The sequence below is a fragment of the Kitasatospora sp. NBC_00374 genome (assembly GCF_041434935.1).
GTDB lineage: Bacteria > Actinomycetota > Actinomycetes > Streptomycetales > Streptomycetaceae > Kitasatospora.
The window spans coordinates 7,796,735-7,814,215 of record NZ_CP107964.1 but is presented as its reverse complement, the minus strand read 5'-3'; the positions used below and the strand labels follow the sequence as shown (position 1 = coordinate 7,814,215).

Below are 17,481 nucleotides of genomic sequence, written 5' to 3'. Positions count from 1 at the left end.
GCCCGAGATGACTAGACCATTGACCGAGGCATGACGACATGTGAGGGTTCCGGCACCCGGACGCGGACACCCCCGGGGCGACTCCTCCCCGATCGTCACCGGGGCACCGTCCGCGTTCGAGGACCCCCACGTCCGAGGAGCCTCGATGCCACATCCATCCAGCAAAGGCCGCCTGCTGACGGCCGGCACCACCCTAGCCGTCCTGTCCGGCCTGCTGACGGCCACCGCCGGGACGGCGGCGGCCGGCCCGGGCGCAGCCCCCACTCCCCCGCCCACCGCACTGGCCGCCGCCGTCTCCGCCGCCGACCAGGCGGCCGCGGCCGGCCTGGACGCCCTCGCCAAGGGGCCGGGCGAGAGCTACGAGCGGCACACCGTGACACCGTGGCTGGGCGGCCTCTACTCGGTCGCCTACGAGCGCAGCTACCGCGGCCTGCCGGTGGTCGGCGGCGACGCCGTCGTGCTGGCCGACGGGCAGGGCCGGGTGCGCGGCGTCCAGTCGGCGTCCACCGGCCCGGTCGGCGTGCCCACCACACCGGTGGTCACCGCCGCCGACGCCGAGCGGACCTCGCGCGCCCGGCTCGCCACCGTGGACGCCGTCGACTCGCACCGCCTGGTGGTACGGGTCAAGGACGGCAGCGCGCGGCTCGCCTGGGAGACCGTCCTGACCGGCCGGACCGCCACCGCCCCCGGCCACCCGCACGTCTTCGTCGACGCCCGCACCGGCGAGGTGATCGACAGCTACGACGACGTCAAGGCCGGCACCGTCAACAGCAAGTGGAACGGCCCCTCCCCGCTCACCATCTCCACCACGGCCTCCGGCGGCACGTACTCGCTGCGCGATCCCAACCGGCCGGGGCTGAGCTGCGCCGACTACAGCAGCGGCCAGGTGTTCTCCAAGAGCAGCGACTCGTGGGGCACCGGCAGCGCGACCGGCAAGGAGACCGGCTGCGCCGACGTGATGTGGGCGGCGCAGAAGGAGTGGGACATGCTCCGCGACTGGCTGGGCCGCAGCGGCCACAACGGCAACGGCGGCAGCTGGCCGGTCAAGGTCGGCCTGAACGACGTGAACGCCTACTGGGACGGCTCGTCGATCTCGATCGGCCACAACAACGCCAACGAGTGGATCGCCGCGATGGACGTGGTGGGCCACGAGTTCGGCCACGGCATCGACCAGTACACCCCGGGCGGCGCCAACAACGAGTCCGGCCTGGGCGAGGCGACCGGCGACATCATGGGCGCCCTCACCGAGGCGTACGCCAACGAGCCCGCGCCGTACGACGCTCCGGACTACACCGTCGGCGAGATGATCAACCTGGTGGGCAGCGGGCCGATCCGGGTGATGTACAACCCCTCCCAGATCAGCGGCAACCCGAACTGCTACTCCGCCTCGATCCCCACCACCGAGGAGCACGCCGCGGCCGGCCCGCTGAACCACTGGTTCTACCTGCTCGCCGAGGGCTCCGCACCCGGCGGCGGCAAGCCGTCCAGCCCCACCTGCAACAGCACCTCCGTGACCGGGATCGGCATCCGCGACGCCGGCCGGGTCTTCTACGGCGGCATGCTGCTCAAGACCAGCGGCATGACGTACAAGCGCTACCGCACCGCCACCCTGACGGCCGCGAAGAACCTCGACCCGGGCTGCACCATGTACAACCGGGCCAAGGCGGCCTGGGACGCGGTCAGCGTGCCCGCGCAGAGCGGTGACCCCACCTGCACGCCGTCCGGCAGCAACGACTTCTCGCTCGCCCTCGGCCCGGCGGCCGGCTCGGTTCAGCCCGGCGGCTCGGCGACCTCCACCGTGAGCACCGCCGTCACCTCGGGCAGCGCGCAGACGGTGGGCCTCACCGCCTCCGGCCAGCCGAGCGGGGTCACGGTCTCCTTCAACCCGGCCTCGGTGCAGTCCGGTTCGTCCTCGACCATGACCGTCTCGGCCTCCGCCGCGGCGGTGGCCGGCAGCTACACCGTCACCGTGACCGGCACCGGCACCGCGACCCACACCGCGCAGTACACGCTGACGGTGGGCGGCGGCGGGAACCCCGGCGGCAACGCGCCCGACATCGACGTGGCCAAGGTCCAGGCCGACCTCGCCCAGCTGAACACCATCGCCTCGCAGAACGGCGGCAACCGCCGGGCCGGCAGCGCCGGGCACACCCAGTCCGTCGCCTTCGTCAAGGCCAGGCTGCAGGCCGCCGGCTTCACCGTCACCGAGCAGACCTGCACCTCCTGCACCTACGTCTCCAACAACCTGATCGCGGACTGGCCGGGCGGCCCGTCCGACCAGGTGACGATGGTCGGCGCCCACCTGGACAGCGTCTCCGCCGGGCCGGGCATCAACGACAACGGCTCCGGCTCCGCCGTGCTGCTGGAGAACGCGCTCGCGCTCGCCCAGGCCAACCCGGCCCTCACCCGGCACGTCCGGTTCGCCTGGTGGACCGGCGAGGAGCAGGGGCTGCAGGGCAGCAGCCACTACGTGGCCCAGCTCGGGTCCGCCCAGCGCAGCGCCATCAAGGCCTACTACAACTTCGACATGGTCGGCTCGCCCAACGCCGGCTACTTCATCAACAACATCACCTCCGCCGCCGCCGCGCCGATGAAGGCCTACTGGGACTCGCTGAGCCTGCAGCCCGAGGAGAACGTCGAGGGCCAGGGCCGCTCCGACGACTACTCCTTCCAGCAGGGCGGCATCCCGACCTCCGGGTACGCGGCCGGCGCCAGTGCCGTCAAGTCCTCGGCGCAGGCCGCGAAGTGGGGCGGCACCGCCAACCGGGCGTACGACTCCTGCTACCACCAGTCCTGCGACACCACGGGCAACGTCAGCGCCACCGTCCTGAACCGCAGCGCCGACGGCGTCGCCTACACCCTGTGGAAGACCTCGGTCGGCGGCACCGCCCCGGCGGACGACTTCTCGCTCGCGGTGAACCCGGCGACCGGCACCGCCGCACCCGGTTCCACCACCACCGCGACCGTCTCCACCGCGACCACCGCCGGCTCCGCGCAGACGGTGAACCTCACCGCCTCCGGCCAGCCGAGCGGGGTCACGGTCTCCTTCAACCCGGCCTCGGTGCAGTCCGGTTCGTCCTCGACCATGACCGTCTCGGTGGCGGCCTCGACCGCCGCCGGCACGTACACCATCACGCTGACCGGCACCGGCGCCGCGACCCACGGCACCACGTACTCGCTGGTCGTCGGCAGCGGCCCCGGCACCGGGACCTGGGCGGCCGGCACCGTCTACCGGGCGGGCGACGTGGTCACCTACGACGGGGTGAGCTACCGGTGCGTCCAGGGGCACCAGGCCCAGACCGGCTGGGAGCCGCCCATCGTCCCCGCCCTGTGGCAGCGCCTCTGACCGGACCGACCTGTGCCGCGGCTCGTCGGGCGACGAGCTGCGGCACAGCCGCGCGCCCACGTCTTCGGCTGACGTACAGTCAGCAGAGCGCGCCCCGGACGGCTCCGGCGCGGCGGACGAACAGGAGAAGCCCCCGTGACCACGGAAGCCCGTCCCGTCCCCGAGCTGGACGACGCCGCCGTACGACAGTGGCGGGCGGACGCGGGCGACCTGGTCGACCTGCTCGCCCACGCCCGCGACCGGCTCGGCGGCATCGCCGCGTTCCGGCTCGGGCCGCAGCCCACCGTCCTGGTCACCGAACCCCGCGCCGTCCAGCACGTCCTCGCCCGGCACCCCGACCGGTACGTCAAACGCTCGCACCGCGCCCGCCTGCTGGTCGGCGACGGGGTGCTCGCCGCCACCGGGGACGACTGGAAGCGGCAACGGCGCCTGCTCCAGCCGCAGTTCACCGCCACCGGGATGCGCCGGTACGAGCGGCGGATCACCGAGAGCGCCCGCGTCACCGCCGAACGCTGGGCCGGGTACGCCCGCACCGGGCAGACCATCGACCTCGGCGAGGAGATGCGCCGCTTCGCCCTGGACACCATCTGGCGCTCCCTCACCGGACACCCGCTCGACGAGGCCACCGAACGCGAACTGGCCGCCGTCGGACGGGTGGTGGCCGCCCTGCCGACCCTGCCCGCGGACACCACCGAGGCCCCGGCGGCGGTCGCGGCCGACCTCGCCCGGATCGACGCCGTCGCCCGGGCCGCCGTCGACACCGCCCGCAGCGGCCCGGCCGGGCCGGACGGCCCGGGCCTGCTGCACGTCCTGCTCGACGACGCCGGCCCCGCCGGGCAGGGCGACCGCGCAGGCCGCGCCGGCCATGCCGACCGACTCGTCCGCGACGAGCTCGTCACCCTGCTGGTCGCCGGACACGAGACCACCGCCACCACCCTGACCTGGCTCTACCTCCTCCTCGACCGCCACCCGCAGGCCCGTGGGCGGGCCCTCGCCGCCGGCGGCGAGGGATCGCCGGAGCGGCGGGAGGCCGTCCAGGCGCTGATCAGCGAGACCCTCAGGCTGTACCCGTCCGCCTGGCTGCTCCCCCGGCACGCCACCGAGGACGACACCCTGCTGGGCCACCGCATCGAAGCGGGGACCGACATCCTCGTCTGCCCGTACCTCACCCACCGCGACCCCGGGCTGTGGCCGGAGCCCGACCGCTTCGACCCGCAACGCTTCACCACCCCGGGCCGTCGCCCCACCGACCCCGGCGCCTACCTGCCCTTCGGCCTCGGCCCCCGCGCCTGTCTCGGCCTGCAGTTCGCCCTGCGCGAGGCGACCACCCTGCTGGAACACCTGCTGCCCGCGCACGTCCCCGCCTTCCACGCCACCCCCACCGGCGCCGCCTACAGCATCACCGTCCGTCCCGACGGCCCCACCCCGGCCACGCTCGGACCGGGCTGACCTGGGAAGCCTTGCGGCCGGTGGGGGGCCGGGCGCAGGCTGGTGGGAGAGCGCAGCGCAGGGGGGAGGCGTCTGGAGGACGGTCATGCAGAATCAGTGGGATGTGCAGCTGAGCTTCTCCGAGGACGGTGTGCAGACCGTCTGCGAGGCGACCCTGGTCGGGCCGCAGGCGCCGGGTCTGCACGGGCACGGCGAGTCCACCCGCAGTGTGGACGACCGTCCGCTGGCCAGGATCGGTGAGGAGCTCGCGGCCTCGCGCGCCCTGGAGGACCTCTCGCACCGGCTGAGGTCCCAGGCGGACGGCGAGATCGCCGACGAGGGCCACCGGCCCGCGTACCTCATCTACTGACGGCGCCGCCCGCCCGGGCGGCCGGGACGCCGCCGCCACGCTCACGGCGGCGGCGGGGTTCAAGCTCTGCCAGAATGCGCGGATGCCAGAGATCAGCCGGGACGTCCGCGCCGCCATCCGCCACTTCGCCTTCACGCTCGGCAATGGCACCCTCGCGGTGCCGGTCCTCGGCGACATCGACTACCGGCCGGAGCTGATCACCTTCGGCTCCGAGCTTGAGGCGGTCTTCACGGTCTTCACCAACGTCCTGGAGGTGGACGAGGAGGGGAAGGTCGTCAACTACGACCACGCGGCCCGTCGCGCCGGTGAGTGGATCCGCGGGTACTGCGACCCCGACTACCGGGAGCAGCCGCCGTTCGCGCCGTGGGAGACCGAACTCGCCTGACCGCGGGAGGACCGCGTGCGGGCACCGGCCGCCCGGCAGGGGTGTCCCCGGCCGCTCCGTAGCAGCGGTGACGTGCGCACGCGAACGTCTGCGGCGGGCATATGAGTTCGACTCGGCGGCCGCTCGACCGGTACGGTCGCCTGTCATGTGCAGCACGGCCGCCCGGCGGACGCGGCCGCACGGACGCCCGGCCGGGCGGGGGCGACAGACGTCGAGGGGACCGAGAAGGTGCACGCAGCAGGGCCGATCCGGTCCGTCGGACAGGGCCGTTACGTCCTGCAGGCCCCGCTCGGTGAGGGCGGCATGGCGTCCGTGTACCGGGCCCACGACTCGGTGCTCGGCCGCACCGTCGCGGTGAAGACCCTGCACGCCGACCTGGCCCGGGACCCGTCCTTCCGCGAGCGGTTCCGCCGGGAGGCCCAGGCCGTCGCCGCGCTCAGCCACACCAACATCGTGGCGGTGCACGACAGCGGCGAGGACACCGACGACACCGGCGGCGTGGTCCAGTACATCGTCATGGAGTACGTCCGGGGCAGGTCCGTCCGCGAGCTCGTCCGGGACCACGCCGACGGTGCCACCGGCGGCCCCGCCCGGGGCGCGCTCCCGCTGGACCGGGCGCTGGAGGTGACCGCGGCCGTCCTGGACGCGCTCGAGTGCAGCCACCGCAGCGGGCTGGTCCACCGGGACATCAAGCCCGCCAACGTGATGGTGACCGACGACGGCACCGTCAAGGTGATGGACTTCGGCATCGCCCGCGCCCTGCAGTCGGACGCCACCGCGATGACCCGCACCGGCACCGTGCTCGGCACACCGCAGTACCTCTCGCCCGAGCAGGCCCTGGGCAAGCCCGCCGACGCGCGCTCCGACCTCTACTCCGTCGGCTGCATGCTCTTCGAACTGGTCACCGGCACCCTGCCGTTCGACGGCGAGTCGACGATGAGCATGCTCTATCAGCACGTGCAGCAGCCCGCGCCGGTGCCGTCGTCGGTCCGTCCGTCGCTGCCGCCCGCCGTCGACGCCGTCGTGGCCCGCGCCCTGAGCAAGGACCCGGACCAGCGGCACCGCAGCGCCCGGGAGATGGCCGACGACCTCCGCCGGATCGCCGCCGGCGAGCCGCCCACCCGGCCGCTCACCGGGCACCTTCCCCCGCACCACGCGCCCACCGTCACGGCCGAGACCGTCACCGTCGCGCCGCCGGAGGCCGCCGACGCGCAGGCACCTACCGCCGACGTCGGCGACGCCTTCTCGACCACCGTCCGGTGGACGGTCCGGACCCGCCCGGCGCAGGGCCGGCCGGGCCCGCTCAGCCAGCGGACCGTCCTGCTGGTCGCCATCCCCACCATGGTGGCCCTGATGGCGGGGGCGATGCTCTGGTTGCCGGACCTGATCGGCGGGAAGCACCGGGCCCCCGATCCGCGGGCGACCGGGGCGTTCGCCGGGTGCGACCCGGCGTCCACCTTCGGCAGCGAGCACAACCCGCCGTCGTTCACCGGCATGTCGGCCGCCGAGGTGAAGACCTGCGCCGAGATCGCCGGCCTGACCGTCGATCAGAAGGACGCGCCCGGGACCAGGTACGACAAGGGCACCGTCACCCGGCAGGAGCCGGAGGCCTCCCGGACCGTCCGGCCGGGCGGCACCGTGACCGTCTGGGTGTCGACCGGTGGAGACCCCCGGGCCAAGGGCAGCCTGGACAACTGCGAGGTCGAGGAGCGGCACGGCAAGGTGTCCGTTCCCTGGCTCCAGGGCAGGAGCGCGGCGGACGCCAGGGTCTGCGCGGACATCGCCCACCTCAAGCTGGAGGAGGCCGGCCCCCTCCAGGACCGGCTGACGCCCGCCGGCCAGGTCGCACGGCAGGAACCGCGCTCGCAGGACGTCCCCACCGGCAGCACCGTCAAGATCTGGATCTCCTCCGGCGGCGACCCCCGGGCCGTGGGCCCCCTGGGCGGCTGCGACCTGTACGCGACCGCCGAGGAACCGGAGCCGCCGTCCCTGGAGCACAAGACCGTCGAGGACGCCCGGCTCTGCGCGGAGATCGCCCACCTCAAGCTGGAGGAGCACACCGTGCCGGACCCGCTCTGGCCGGCGGGCGAGGTCGTCCGGCAGGACCCGGGCACCGGCACCCACATCGCGCCCGGCAGCACCGTCGGGATCTGGATCTCCTCGGGAAAGCCCTGACCTGGCGGGCCGCCGAGCCCATGCTCCGGCGCCCCGCCGGCCCTGTCGGATCTGCCTGACCCGGGATCCCCGCAGGTCCGCGCTGGTCCTCGCCGGTGACCCGGCTGGCGCCCGTCCGGGACGCCTACGGGCGCCTTACGGTGCGGGGATATAGTGCAATTCGGGGCTTTTGGGTGTGGCTGTTCCTACGAACGCCATCGGATCATGCCGGCAGATCGGAGGCATGACAGTGGGCACGACACCCGCCTCCGGCGCCGCGGAACCGGGCCCGGGGGCGTCGGCGCGGGCCGCCCGGCCGGGTCGGCGCGGCCGGCCGGACCGGCTCACCGGAGCAGCCGACGGACGGGCCCGGCGCCCCGCCGAGGAGACGGACCGCGCCCGGATCCGGCAGGCCCTGGACGCCGTCCGGGTCGGCGCGTGGGACTGGAACATCCGCACCGGCGACCTGCTCTGGGACAGCACGATGACCCTGGCACTCGGCATCCCCCCGGACGCCTTCGACGGCCGGATCGACACCTGGCGCGGGCTGATCCACCCCGAGGACCTCCCGGCCGTACTGGCACAGGCGGAGCAGTCCCTGCGCCACGGCGCCGAGTACAGCGTCAGGCACCGGATCCGCCGGCCGGACGGGTCCGTCGGCTGGGTCGAGGTGCGCGGCCGCACCGTCGTCGGTGCGGACGGCCGGCCCGCGCACATGGTGGGGCGGCTCTGGGAGACCACCGAGACCCGGGCCGCGATGGAGTCGGCCGGACGCGCCCTGCGGCACATGAGCGACGGGTTCATCGCCGTCGACGCGGAGTGGCGGATCCTGTACCTCAACCTGCGGGCCGAGCAGCTGCTGGGCTCGTCCGGCGAGCTGGTGGGCCGGCCCCTCTGGGACATCCCGGCCGTCCGTGTACCCGGCCTCGAGGAGCGCTGCCGCCGGGCCGTCGTCGACCGCCGGCCGACCGAGCTGGAGCGGCGGCTGCCCACCGACGGGCGCTGGTACCACCTGCGGCTGATCCCGGTGCCCGACGGCCTCACCATCTACCTGGCCGACGTCACCGAGCAGCGTCAGGCGGCGGCGGAGCGCGCCGTCGTCGAACGCGCGGCGGCCGAACGCTCGGCCCGCATCGGGCAGCTGACGGCCGGCCTGGCCGAGGCGCTCACCGCGGAGGACGTCGTCCGGGCCGCCGAACGGGTGCTCCCGCTGTTCGGCGCCTCCGGGTTGATCGTGCAGGCGCTGCAGGGCGACCGGGTACGGGCGGTCGGCGCGGTCGGCTACCCGCAGGCGTTCCTCGACCACCTCGCGAGCGACGCCTTTCCCCGGGGAAGCCCGATCGACCACGCCCTGCACGACGGCCGCCCCAGGTTCATCGCCTCGCCCGAGGAGATGGAGGCCGGCTACCCGGGCATGGCCCCCATGATCGAGCTGAGCGGAAAACGCGCCTGGGCCTTCGTCCCGCTGGTGGTCTCCGGCCGCCAGGTCGGCGGCTGCGTGGTGTCGTTCGACCGGCCCCGCCGGTTCACCGGTGAGGACCGTACCCTGCTGATCGCGCTCAGCGGGTTGATCGCCCAGGCCCTGGAACGGGCCCGGCAGTACGACACCGAGCACAGCCGCGCCCAGGCGCTGCAACGGGGCCTGCTGCCCAGCGCGCTGCCCCCGCTGCCCGCCGTCACCACCGCCGCCCGCTACCTTCCGGCCGGCGAGGGCATGCTCGGCGGCGACTGGTACGACGTCATCCCGCTCTCGGCCGAGCGCGTCGCCCTGGTCATCGGGGACGTGATGGGCCACGGCCTGCCCGAGGCCGCCACCATGGGCCGGCTGCGCACCGCCGTCCACACCCTGGCCGGGCTCGAACTCCCGCCCGACGAGCTGTTCTCCCACCTCAACGACCTGGTCATCGACCTCGGCGACGACTTCTACGCGACCTGCCTGTACGCGCTCTACGACCCGGCCGACGGAGTCTGCACGCTCGGCAGCGCCGGCCACCCGCCGCCCGCCGTCGTCCGCCCCGACGGCACGGTGACCTTCCCCGCCCTCACCGTGAACCCGCCGCTCGGTGCGGCCACCCCGCCGTTCGAGACCATGGAACTGGAGCTGCCCGAGGCGAGCCTGCTGGTGCTCTACACCGACGGTTTCGTGGAGTCCGCCCAGCGTGACATCGACACCGGGATCGCCGAGCTCGCCGGGGCGCTCGGCGCCGCCCTCGGCGGCCGGGCCGAGCAGCCGGACAGCGCGGCCGACCGCGGGGCCGAGCGGCTCGACCGGCTCTGCGAGGCACTGGTCACCACCCTGCTGCCGGCCCCGGAGCGGACCGAGGACGACGCCGCGGTACTCGTCGCCCGCACCCACCGGCTCGCCGCCGCCGACGTGGCCTCCTGGGACCTGCCCGAGGGCCCCGTGGCGGCAGGCCAGGCCCGCGAGCACATCCGGCGCCGGCTCGCCGAGTGGCAGCTCGACGAGCTCGTGATGACCACCGAACTGCTCGCCAGCGAACTCGTCGGCAACGTGGTGCGGCACGCCCGGGGCCCGGTCCGGCTGCGCCTGCTGCGCAGCCGCACCCTGATCTGCGAGGTCTCGGACGGCAGCCTCACCACGCCCCACATCCGCCGCGCCCGGGACACCGACGAGGGCGGCCGCGGGCTCCAGCTGGTCGCCGCGCTGAGCCAGCGGTGGGGCACCCGCTACACCCCCGACGGCAAGTGCATCTGGACGGAGCAGCCCCTGCCCGACACCGCCCTCTGACCTCCTCCCGGCGGCCGGGGGTGGTACTGCGGTACCACCCCCGCCGCCGGGTTCCGCCCCGGGTACCACGGTTTGCCGCCGTCCCCCGGCTAGCGTGAACGGAGAGACAGCTGCAGCAGGTTGGCACCCGAACCGAGGCCGGACACAGCGTCCGGGCGTCGGCACCGAGCACCTCCGGAGGGCGGCATGAGCACCATCACCTGTGTCAGGACCCCCGCGACCGCCCCCGGCGCCGTCGCCGCGCCGGCACCGCCCGCGCAGCAGTCCGCACCACCTGCGCCCGCCGCACCGCTGCCGCCCGTCGTGGCGTCCGGCCGCCGTGCGCGCCGGCCGGTCCACCGCGGCCCGGTCGGCACCGTCGTACAGGCCGAGTGGGCGAAGCGCACGCCGTGGCCGACGGCCCCGGCCGCCGCCGTCGCCGGCGCCGCCGTCTGGGCCGCGCCCCTGCCGCCCCGCCTGCGGTGTGCCTGCCCGTGCGCGGTGTCGGCCGGACCGGCCGCGCCCTGGGCAGCGGCCGCGCCACCGCGCTGAGCGGGCCCGCACCGGGGCTTCGGCCGCGGGGCCGGCCGCTGCCGCCTCCCACCGGCCGGTATGGTCGACGGATGTTCGATCTCCGACAGGCGCTGGCGGCCCGCGAGAGGCCGATCCGTCGGTGGCTGCCGATCGCCCTGCGCACCGCGGCGGTCCTGCTGGTCCCGTGGATCCTCACCCTCGCCCTGTCGGTCCGCCGCTTCGGTGCGCGCAACCTCGCCAACTCCTGGGTGTGGCTGGACGTCCTGGAGGTCCTGGCGCTGCTCCTGCTCGCCTCGCTCGTCCACCGCCGCCACCCGGCGACCAGCTCGCTGGCCTCCGCCACGGCGGTCCTGCTGGCGATGGACGCCTACTTCGACCTCTGGTCCTCGCACCGCGGGTCGGACTACCTGGCCGCCCAGGTGATGGCCTACACCGCCGAGCTGCCGGGCGCCGCGCTGCTCGCCGTTCTCTCCTGGTACTCCTCCCGGTGGGCGACACGAACACCGGACACCTCGGTCGGAGCATGACGGCCTCGCGGTGGACGGGGGCGCCCGCGACGGGAGCCGGTCGGGCCCCGTGTCCCAGGCGCCCTCACACCGCTCCAGGCAGGCCGGCCGAGGCAGGCTGAGAGAAGCGCACACCGTAGATTGACGCCGTATGAGGACCGGATCCCGTTCGTGGACACCGCGGTGGTCTGCTCGGCCGCGGCGGCGCTGCGCCTGGGCCCGGGGGAGCTGAGAGGCCCCGGACCGCCCCGTCCGCGTCCCGGCCGCACGCCACTGCGCCCCGAGGCCGCGCTGGCCACCGTCACCGGCCTGCTCTACCTCAACCAACTGCTCGTCACGGTCTACCTGCTGCGGGTGCACGGCGGCGACGCCTCGTTCGTCGCCCGCCTGCTGCCACCCGGCTGGTTCGACCTCGCCGACGGGCCGGGGATGCGGGCGGCGCCGGTCGGGTCCGCGACCCGGTGGTCCATGGTTTCGATCATGCTTCCATGCTGGGCCGCGGCGGCCCGGGGATGGATGGTGCGGACACCCGGATCGGGGGGTCGGGAAACCGCACCCCGGACGGGCGTGCCTCCCGCGCGGCCTCGGTGGCCGGACGGAAGTCCCCCGTCCGGCGCGGCAGGCCGGGCGGACTCCCGGGACACGGCCGGGCCGGACGGCGGCCGCTGCCCCGGGCGCCCGGGACAGCGGGTGGCGGAGCTTGGGAGTCCGGGCCCGGTCCACCGGGCCGTACTCTCCGCCGAACCATGGGGATTCCACCATGTGCGCACAATCCGTCCTGCTCACCCGCCCCGACACCCGTCGCGCCGGCTGCCTGCCCGACCTGCTCCGGCAGCAGGCCGCCGCGCGGCCGGACGGCACGGCCGTGACCGACGGCGCCCGCCACCTCAGCTACCGCGACCTCGGCGAGTCCGCCGGTGCTCTCGGCGCCCGGCTGCGGCACCTGGGCGTCGGGGCCGACGACTGCGTCGGCCTGTACGTCGAACCGTCCCTGGAGCTGATGGTGGGGGTCTGGGGGATCCTCTTCGCCGGGGCGGCGTACCTGCCGCTGTCCCCGGAGTACCCCGACGACCGGATCCGCTGGATGATCGAGGACAGCCGGGCCCGGGTGATCGTCACCCAGGAGCACCTCCGGGCCCGTCTGGCCGATCTGGCCCCGCGCGGGACGCGCATCGTCACGCCGAACGGGGAGGCCGGTCCGGCGGGCGTCGGCAGCCCGGGCGGCGCCGGCGCGGCGCGCCCGATCCCGTACCAGAGCCAGGGCCCGGAAGGGCCGCCCGCGGGCCCCCGACCCGAGTCGCTCGCGTACGTCATCTACACCTCGGGCAGCACGGGCCGGCCCAAGGGCGTGATGATCGAGCACCGCAGCATCGTGTCCCAGCTGCGCTGGCTGGTCGCCCACGGCCATCTGGGCGGCGATGCCACCGTGCTGCAGAAGACCCCGCTGAGCTTCGACGCGGCGCAGTGGGAGATCCTGGCGCCCGCCGGCGGCGCCCGGGTCGTCATGGGCGCGCCCGGTGTCTACCGGGACCCGGAGGCCCTGATCGCCGCCGTCCGGGAGCACGGCGTGACCACCCTGCAGGGCGTGCCCACCCTGCTCCGGGCGCTGCTGGACACCGAGCGGCTGGGCACCTGCACCACGCTCCGGCGGGTGTACTCCGGCGGCGAGTCGCTGTCACGCGGGCTCGCGCGGGCCCTCACGGACGCGTTGCCGGGGGCGTCGCTGGTCAACCTTTACGGCCCGACCGAGTGCACGATCAACGCGACCGCCCAGCCGGTCGACCCCGCCACGGTCGGGGAGGGCGGCGGCTCGGTGCCGATCGGGGTGCCGGTCGACCGCACCCGGTGCTTCGTCCTCGACGAGGCGCTGGCGCCGGTGCGGCCCGGCGCGACGGGTGAGCTCTGCATCGGCGGCGTCCAGCTCGCGCGCGGCTATCTGCACCGGCCGGATCTGACGGCGGAGCGCTTCGTCACCTCGCCGCACCTGCCGGGCGAGCGCCTCTACCGCACCGGGGACCTCGCCCGGTGGAACCCGGACGGCACCCTCCAGTGCTCCGGCCGGGTGGACAACCAGGTCAAACTGCGCGGCTACCGGGTCGAGCTGGACGAGATCGCGCTCGCGATCGAGGAGCACACCTGGGTGCGGCGGGCCGCCGCGGTCGTCACCGACGACGCGCGGACGGGCCACCGCAACCTGGTGGCGTGCGTCGAGCTGAACCCGCGGGAGGCCGCGCTGATGGACCAGGGCGAGCACGGCGGCCACCACCGGTCCAAGGCGAGCCGGCTGCAGGTGCGGGCGCAGCTGGCGAACCCCGGTGTCCGGGACGAGGGCGAGGTGGCCGGGCGGGCGGTGCTGGAGCTGCCCGGCCGGCGCGAGACCCGGCGCCAGCGGCGGGCGGCCTTCGCCCGCAAGACCTACCGCTCCTACGAGGGCCGCCGCCCGGTGACCCGGGCCGACCTGCTGGAGTTGCTCGCGCCGCGCGAGCTCCGCGCCCCGCGCCCGGCCGGTGTCCGGTCCCGCGGTCCGGCGGAGCCGACGCTCGCCGAACTCGGCTGGATCCTGCGGTGGTTCGGCCAGTTCCACAGCGAGGAGCGGCTGCTGCCGAAGTACGCGTACGCCTCCCCCGGTGCGCTGTACGCCACCCAGCTGTACCTGGAGACCGGGGGCGGCTGCGGGCCGGCCGCCGGCGTGTACTACTACCACCCGGTGCGGCACGCCCTGGTGCGGGTCGGCGACAGCGTCGCGGGCCCGGGTCTGACCGTGCACTTCGTCGGCCGGAGACGGGCGATCGAACCGGTGTACCGCCACAACATCGAGGAGGTGCTGGAGTTCGAGACCGGCCACATGGTGGGCGTGTTCGAGGAGGTACTGCCCGCGTACGGGCTGGACATCCGGCCGCTGGGCCACTTCCCGTCGGTCAAGGGGCGGTTGGACGTAGCCGAGGAGGACTTCTACCTGGGCACCTTCGAGATCGGACCCGACGACGGACGCCCGCGGCCGGACCGCACCGAGGTCTACGTCCAGGCCCACCCCGGCGGCGTCGAGGACCTGCCCGCCGGCCAGTACCGGTTCCGGGACGGCGCGTTGGCGTGGGTGTCCCGGGAGCTGGTCCGGTCGAAGGACGTGATCGCGATCAACCAGCAGGTGTACGAGCGGGCCGGCTTCGGCATGACCGCCGTCGCCCGGACGGACGAGCCGTGGCTGGCGTACATCGCCCTGGGCACGAAGCTGCACCATCTGCAGCGCAACGGCCTCGGCCTCGGGTTCATGTCGTCGGGCTACAGTTCGAGGACCGGGCACCCGCTGCCGGCCGCCCGGCGGATCGACGACGTCCTGGCCGGGTGCGGGATCGAACCCGGCCCGTCGTACTTCTTCCTCGGCGGGAGGGTGAGCGAGGAACAGATCCGCAGCGAGGGCATGCGGGAGGACGCCGTCCACATGAAGGGCCCGGCCGAGATCATCCGGGACGAGCTGGCCGGTCTGCTGCCCGACTACATGGTCCCCAACCGGGTCCTGGTGCTGGACGGGCTGCCGCTGACCGCCAACGGCAAGGTCGACCTGCGGGCGCTCGCCGCCGACGAACAGGTCGCGGACGCGGGGACGGGCAGCCCGTTCGTCCCGCCGTCGACACCGACCGAGCACCGGCTCGCGGAGGCCTGGGGCAGGGCGCTGGCGTACGAGAACGTCTCGGTGGCGGACGAGTTCTTCGGTGCCGGCGGGAACTCGCTGATCGCGGTGGCGCTGATCAACCGGGTCAACCGGGAGTTCGGCACCCGTCTGCCGCTGCAGGTGCTGTTCGAGAGCCCGCGACTGGCCGACCTGGCCGCCCGGGTCGACGAGGACGGCCGCGGCCCGGCCTCGCGGCTGGTACCGCTGCACCCCGACGGCGCCGGTGCGCCGGTGTTCTGCTGGCCGGGGCTCGGCGGCTACCCGATGAACCTGCGACTGCTCGGGAGGTCGGTGGGCCGGCCGTTCTACGGCGTCCAGGCCCACGGCATCAACGCGGGTGAGACGCCGTACCCGACGATCCGGGAAACCGCGGCCGCCGACGTCGCGGAGATCCGCGCGGTCCGGCCCGAGGGCCCCTACACCCTGTGGGGCTACTCCTTCGGCGCGCGGGTCGCGTTCGAGGCGGCCTGGCAGCTGGAGCGGGCCGGCGAGCGGGTGGCCGACCTGTTGCTGATCTGCCCGGGCAACCCGGAGGTCCGGCGGGCCGACGGCGAGCACCACGGGCGCGAGGCGTCCTTCGACAACCCCGCCTACCTGACCGTCCTGTACTCGGTCTTCGCCGGGTCGATCAGCGGCCCGGGGCTCGCCGAGTGCCTCGCCGAGGCGCACGACGAGGACGGCTTCACCGCCTTCGTCCACCGGATGCTCCCGGATCTCGACGAGGAGGTGATCCGCCGGATCACCCGCATCGCGGCCGAGACCTACGAGTTCGAGTACAGCTTCCACGAGCTCGCCGAGCGGCGGCTGGCGGCCCCGGTGACCGTCCTCAAGGCGGCCGGGGACGACTACTCGTTCATCGAGGGCCGCAGCGGATGGTCCGCCGCTCCCCCGACCGTCGTCCACCTGACCGGTGACCACTACAGCGTGCTGAAGGAGCGCGGCATCACCGAACTGCTCACCGCCGTCCGCACCCGGCCGGGCGGCTGAACCCGCGGGCCCTGACGCGGCAGTGCCGCGTCAGGGCTTGTAGCTGCCCGTTCTGACCGGCGTCCAGGCCCCGCCCTTGACGGAGTAGACGGTGATCTGCCGGTTGAGGGTGTCGCCGTACTCGTCGAAGTCGACCCGCCCGGTGACCCCGTCGAAGGCCACGGCCGCCATCGCCTTGGTGACCTTGGCGCGGGCGTCGGCCGGCAGCGTGCCGCCGTTCGCGGCCACCACCGCCTTCACCGACTCGATGACGGACCAGGCCGCGTCGTACGCGTAGGCGCCGTACGGACCGGCCTCCTGCGGGTACCCGGCCGCCCGGTAGTCGGCCAGGAAGATCTTGCCACCGGAGAGGAGGTCCGCCGAAGCGCCGACGGCGGTGGCCAGGTCGCCCTCCGCCTTGGTGTTGACGCCGATGAACTCGGCGGCGTAGATGCCGTCGCCGCCCATCAGGGGGACGTTCACGCCCGCCTGCTTGAGCTGCTGGGACAGCGGCGCCGCCGCCGGGTACTCGCCGCCGTAGTACACGGCGTCGGCCCCGGCGGCCGCCACCTTCGCGGCCAGGGCGGAGAAGTCCCGGTCGTCCGGCTTGACGTGCTCGGTGCCCACGACCGTCCCGCCGAGCCGGCTGAACTGGCTGCCGGCCGCGGCGGCGAGGCCGGAGCCGTACGTCCCGTTGTCGTCGATGACGAAGAGCCTGGTCTTCCGGGCGTCCTGGTAGAGGTACTGGGCGGCGTACGGGCCCTGGACCGCGTCGGTGGTGACGGTCCGGAAGTACGACGGGTGCGGGCGGGACTTGGCGCCCTTCGCCCAGTCCGGCCCCTGGGACAGCACCGGGTTGGTGTTGGCCGGCGAGACCTCGGCCAGGCCGGCCTGGTCGAGCGCGCCCAGCATGGCCTGGGCGACCGAGGAGTTGAGCGGCCCGACCACACCGAGCACCTTGCCGTCGGCGACCAGCCGGGCGGCGTTCTGCTGGCCGTTGGCGGGCAGCGCCTGGTCGTCCAGGGCCTGCACCTCGAAGGTGACGCCCGGCACCTCGTGGGTGCGGTTGGCCTTCTTCACCGCCAGGTCGGCGGAGTTCTTGATGCCGAGGCCCAGGGCGGACAGGCTGCCGCTGAGCGGCGCCTCCACGCCGATCACCACCGTGGTGGTGGCCGCGGAGTCACCGCCTGCCTGCGCGGGCGTACCACTGCTGCCGCCACCCGTCGCTCCCGACCCGGCGGTGCCGCCCGCCCCGCCCGCCGTGCCGTTGTGGGTGAGGGTCCAGGCCAGGATGCCGCCACCGGCCAGCGTCGCCAGGGCCACGGCAGCGGCGGCGATCCGCCGGGCGGCCGGGCGGCGCGGCCGGCCCGCGGCCAGGCTGTCAGGGGGACGGT

The 17,481-nt window shown here is 74.5% G+C and carries 11 protein-coding genes; 9 read left to right on the top strand and 2 right to left on the bottom strand.

Translation table 11 applies throughout. The features are described 5' to 3' along the window. Positions 1-145 precede the first annotated feature (145 nt). From OG871_RS34015 to OG871_RS33980, 8 genes are all read left to right on the top strand, one after another. The gene (locus tag OG871_RS34015) at positions 146-3,346 is read left to right on the top strand and encodes a M28 family peptidase (RefSeq protein ID WP_371502093.1); all 3,201 of its coding nucleotides are present in this window, start codon (positions 146-148) and stop codon (positions 3,344-3,346) included. Positions 3,347-3,481: 135 nt separating this feature from the next. Beyond that, positions 3,482-4,795, top strand: coding sequence for a cytochrome P450 (locus tag OG871_RS34010; protein ID WP_371502092.1), 1,314 nt, complete (start codon positions 3,482-3,484; stop codon positions 4,793-4,795). Between the two features lie 85 nt (positions 4,796-4,880). Further along, a complete protein-coding gene (locus OG871_RS34005; protein WP_371502091.1) occupies positions 4,881-5,144 on the top strand; it encodes a dsRBD fold-containing protein in 264 nt (87 codons plus the stop codon). A gap of 82 nt (positions 5,145-5,226) precedes the next feature. Next, positions 5,227-5,529: a hypothetical protein gene (locus OG871_RS34000; protein WP_371502090.1), complete on the top strand. Its 303-nt coding sequence runs from the start codon at positions 5,227-5,229 to the stop codon at positions 5,527-5,529. A 228-nt stretch (positions 5,530-5,757) separates the two neighbouring features. Continuing rightward, the gene (gene pknB / locus OG871_RS33995; protein WP_371502089.1) at positions 5,758-7,704 is read left to right on the top strand and encodes a Stk1 family PASTA domain-containing Ser/Thr kinase; all 1,947 of its coding nucleotides are present in this window, start codon (positions 5,758-5,760) and stop codon (positions 7,702-7,704) included. Between the two features lie 229 nt (positions 7,705-7,933). Next, complete coding sequence (locus tag OG871_RS33990; RefSeq protein WP_371502087.1) at positions 7,934-10,432, top strand: SpoIIE family protein phosphatase; 2,499 nt, start codon at positions 7,934-7,936, stop codon at positions 10,430-10,432. A gap of 186 nt (positions 10,433-10,618) precedes the next feature. Further along, positions 10,619-10,963 carry a hypothetical protein gene (locus OG871_RS33985; RefSeq protein WP_371502085.1) on the top strand — a complete coding sequence of 115 codons (345 nt, stop codon included), beginning with the start codon at positions 10,619-10,621 and terminating at the stop codon, positions 10,961-10,963. A gap of 71 nt (positions 10,964-11,034) precedes the next feature. After that, positions 11,035-11,472: a hypothetical protein gene (locus OG871_RS33980; protein ID WP_371502083.1), complete on the top strand. Its 438-nt coding sequence runs from the start codon at positions 11,035-11,037 to the stop codon at positions 11,470-11,472. A 320-nt stretch (positions 11,473-11,792) separates the two neighbouring features. On the opposite strand, the gene OG871_RS33975 is transcribed toward OG871_RS33980, so the two are convergent. After that, on the bottom strand, positions 11,793-11,933 hold the full coding sequence (locus OG871_RS33975) for a hypothetical protein (RefSeq protein ID WP_371502082.1): 141 nt from the start codon (positions 11,931-11,933) through the stop codon (positions 11,793-11,795). A gap of 278 nt (positions 11,934-12,211) precedes the next feature. Here OG871_RS33975 and OG871_RS33970 point away from each other — a divergent pair, with 278 nt between their 5' ends. After that, entirely contained in the window at positions 12,212-16,108 is a 3,897-nt protein-coding gene (locus OG871_RS33970) for an amino acid adenylation domain-containing protein (protein ID WP_371502081.1), read from the top strand. Positions 16,109-16,138: 30 nt separating this feature from the next. Here the strand turns inward: OG871_RS33970 and OG871_RS33965 are convergent, their stop codons facing one another. Next, positions 16,139-17,410 carry a branched-chain amino acid ABC transporter substrate-binding protein gene (locus OG871_RS33965; protein WP_371503495.1) on the bottom strand — a complete coding sequence of 424 codons (1,272 nt, stop codon included), beginning with the start codon at positions 17,408-17,410 and terminating at the stop codon, positions 16,139-16,141. Positions 17,411-17,481 lie beyond the last annotated feature (71 nt).

What these genes read in the sequence shown, in the direction of transcription:
- OG871_RS34015 (WP_371502093.1), top strand. Translation starts at nt 146, where the DNA reads ATGCCACATCCATCCAGCAAAGGCCGCCTGCTGACGGCCGGCACCACC.
- OG871_RS34005 (WP_371502091.1), top strand. Translation starts at nt 4,881, where the DNA reads ATGCAGAATCAGTGGGATGTGCAGCTGAGCTTCTCCGAGGACGGTGTG.
- OG871_RS34000 (WP_371502090.1), top strand. Translation starts at nt 5,227, where the DNA reads ATGCCAGAGATCAGCCGGGACGTCCGCGCCGCCATCCGCCACTTCGCC.
- OG871_RS33985 (WP_371502085.1), top strand. Translation starts at nt 10,619, where the DNA reads ATGAGCACCATCACCTGTGTCAGGACCCCCGCGACCGCCCCCGGCGCC.
- OG871_RS33980 (WP_371502083.1), top strand. Translation starts at nt 11,035, where the DNA reads ATGTTCGATCTCCGACAGGCGCTGGCGGCCCGCGAGAGGCCGATCCGT.
- OG871_RS33975 (WP_371502082.1), bottom strand. Translation starts at nt 11,933, where the DNA reads ATGATCGAAACCATGGACCACCGGGTCGCGGACCCGACCGGCGCCGCC.
- OG871_RS33970 (WP_371502081.1), top strand. Translation starts at nt 12,212, where the DNA reads ATGTGCGCACAATCCGTCCTGCTCACCCGCCCCGACACCCGTCGCGCC.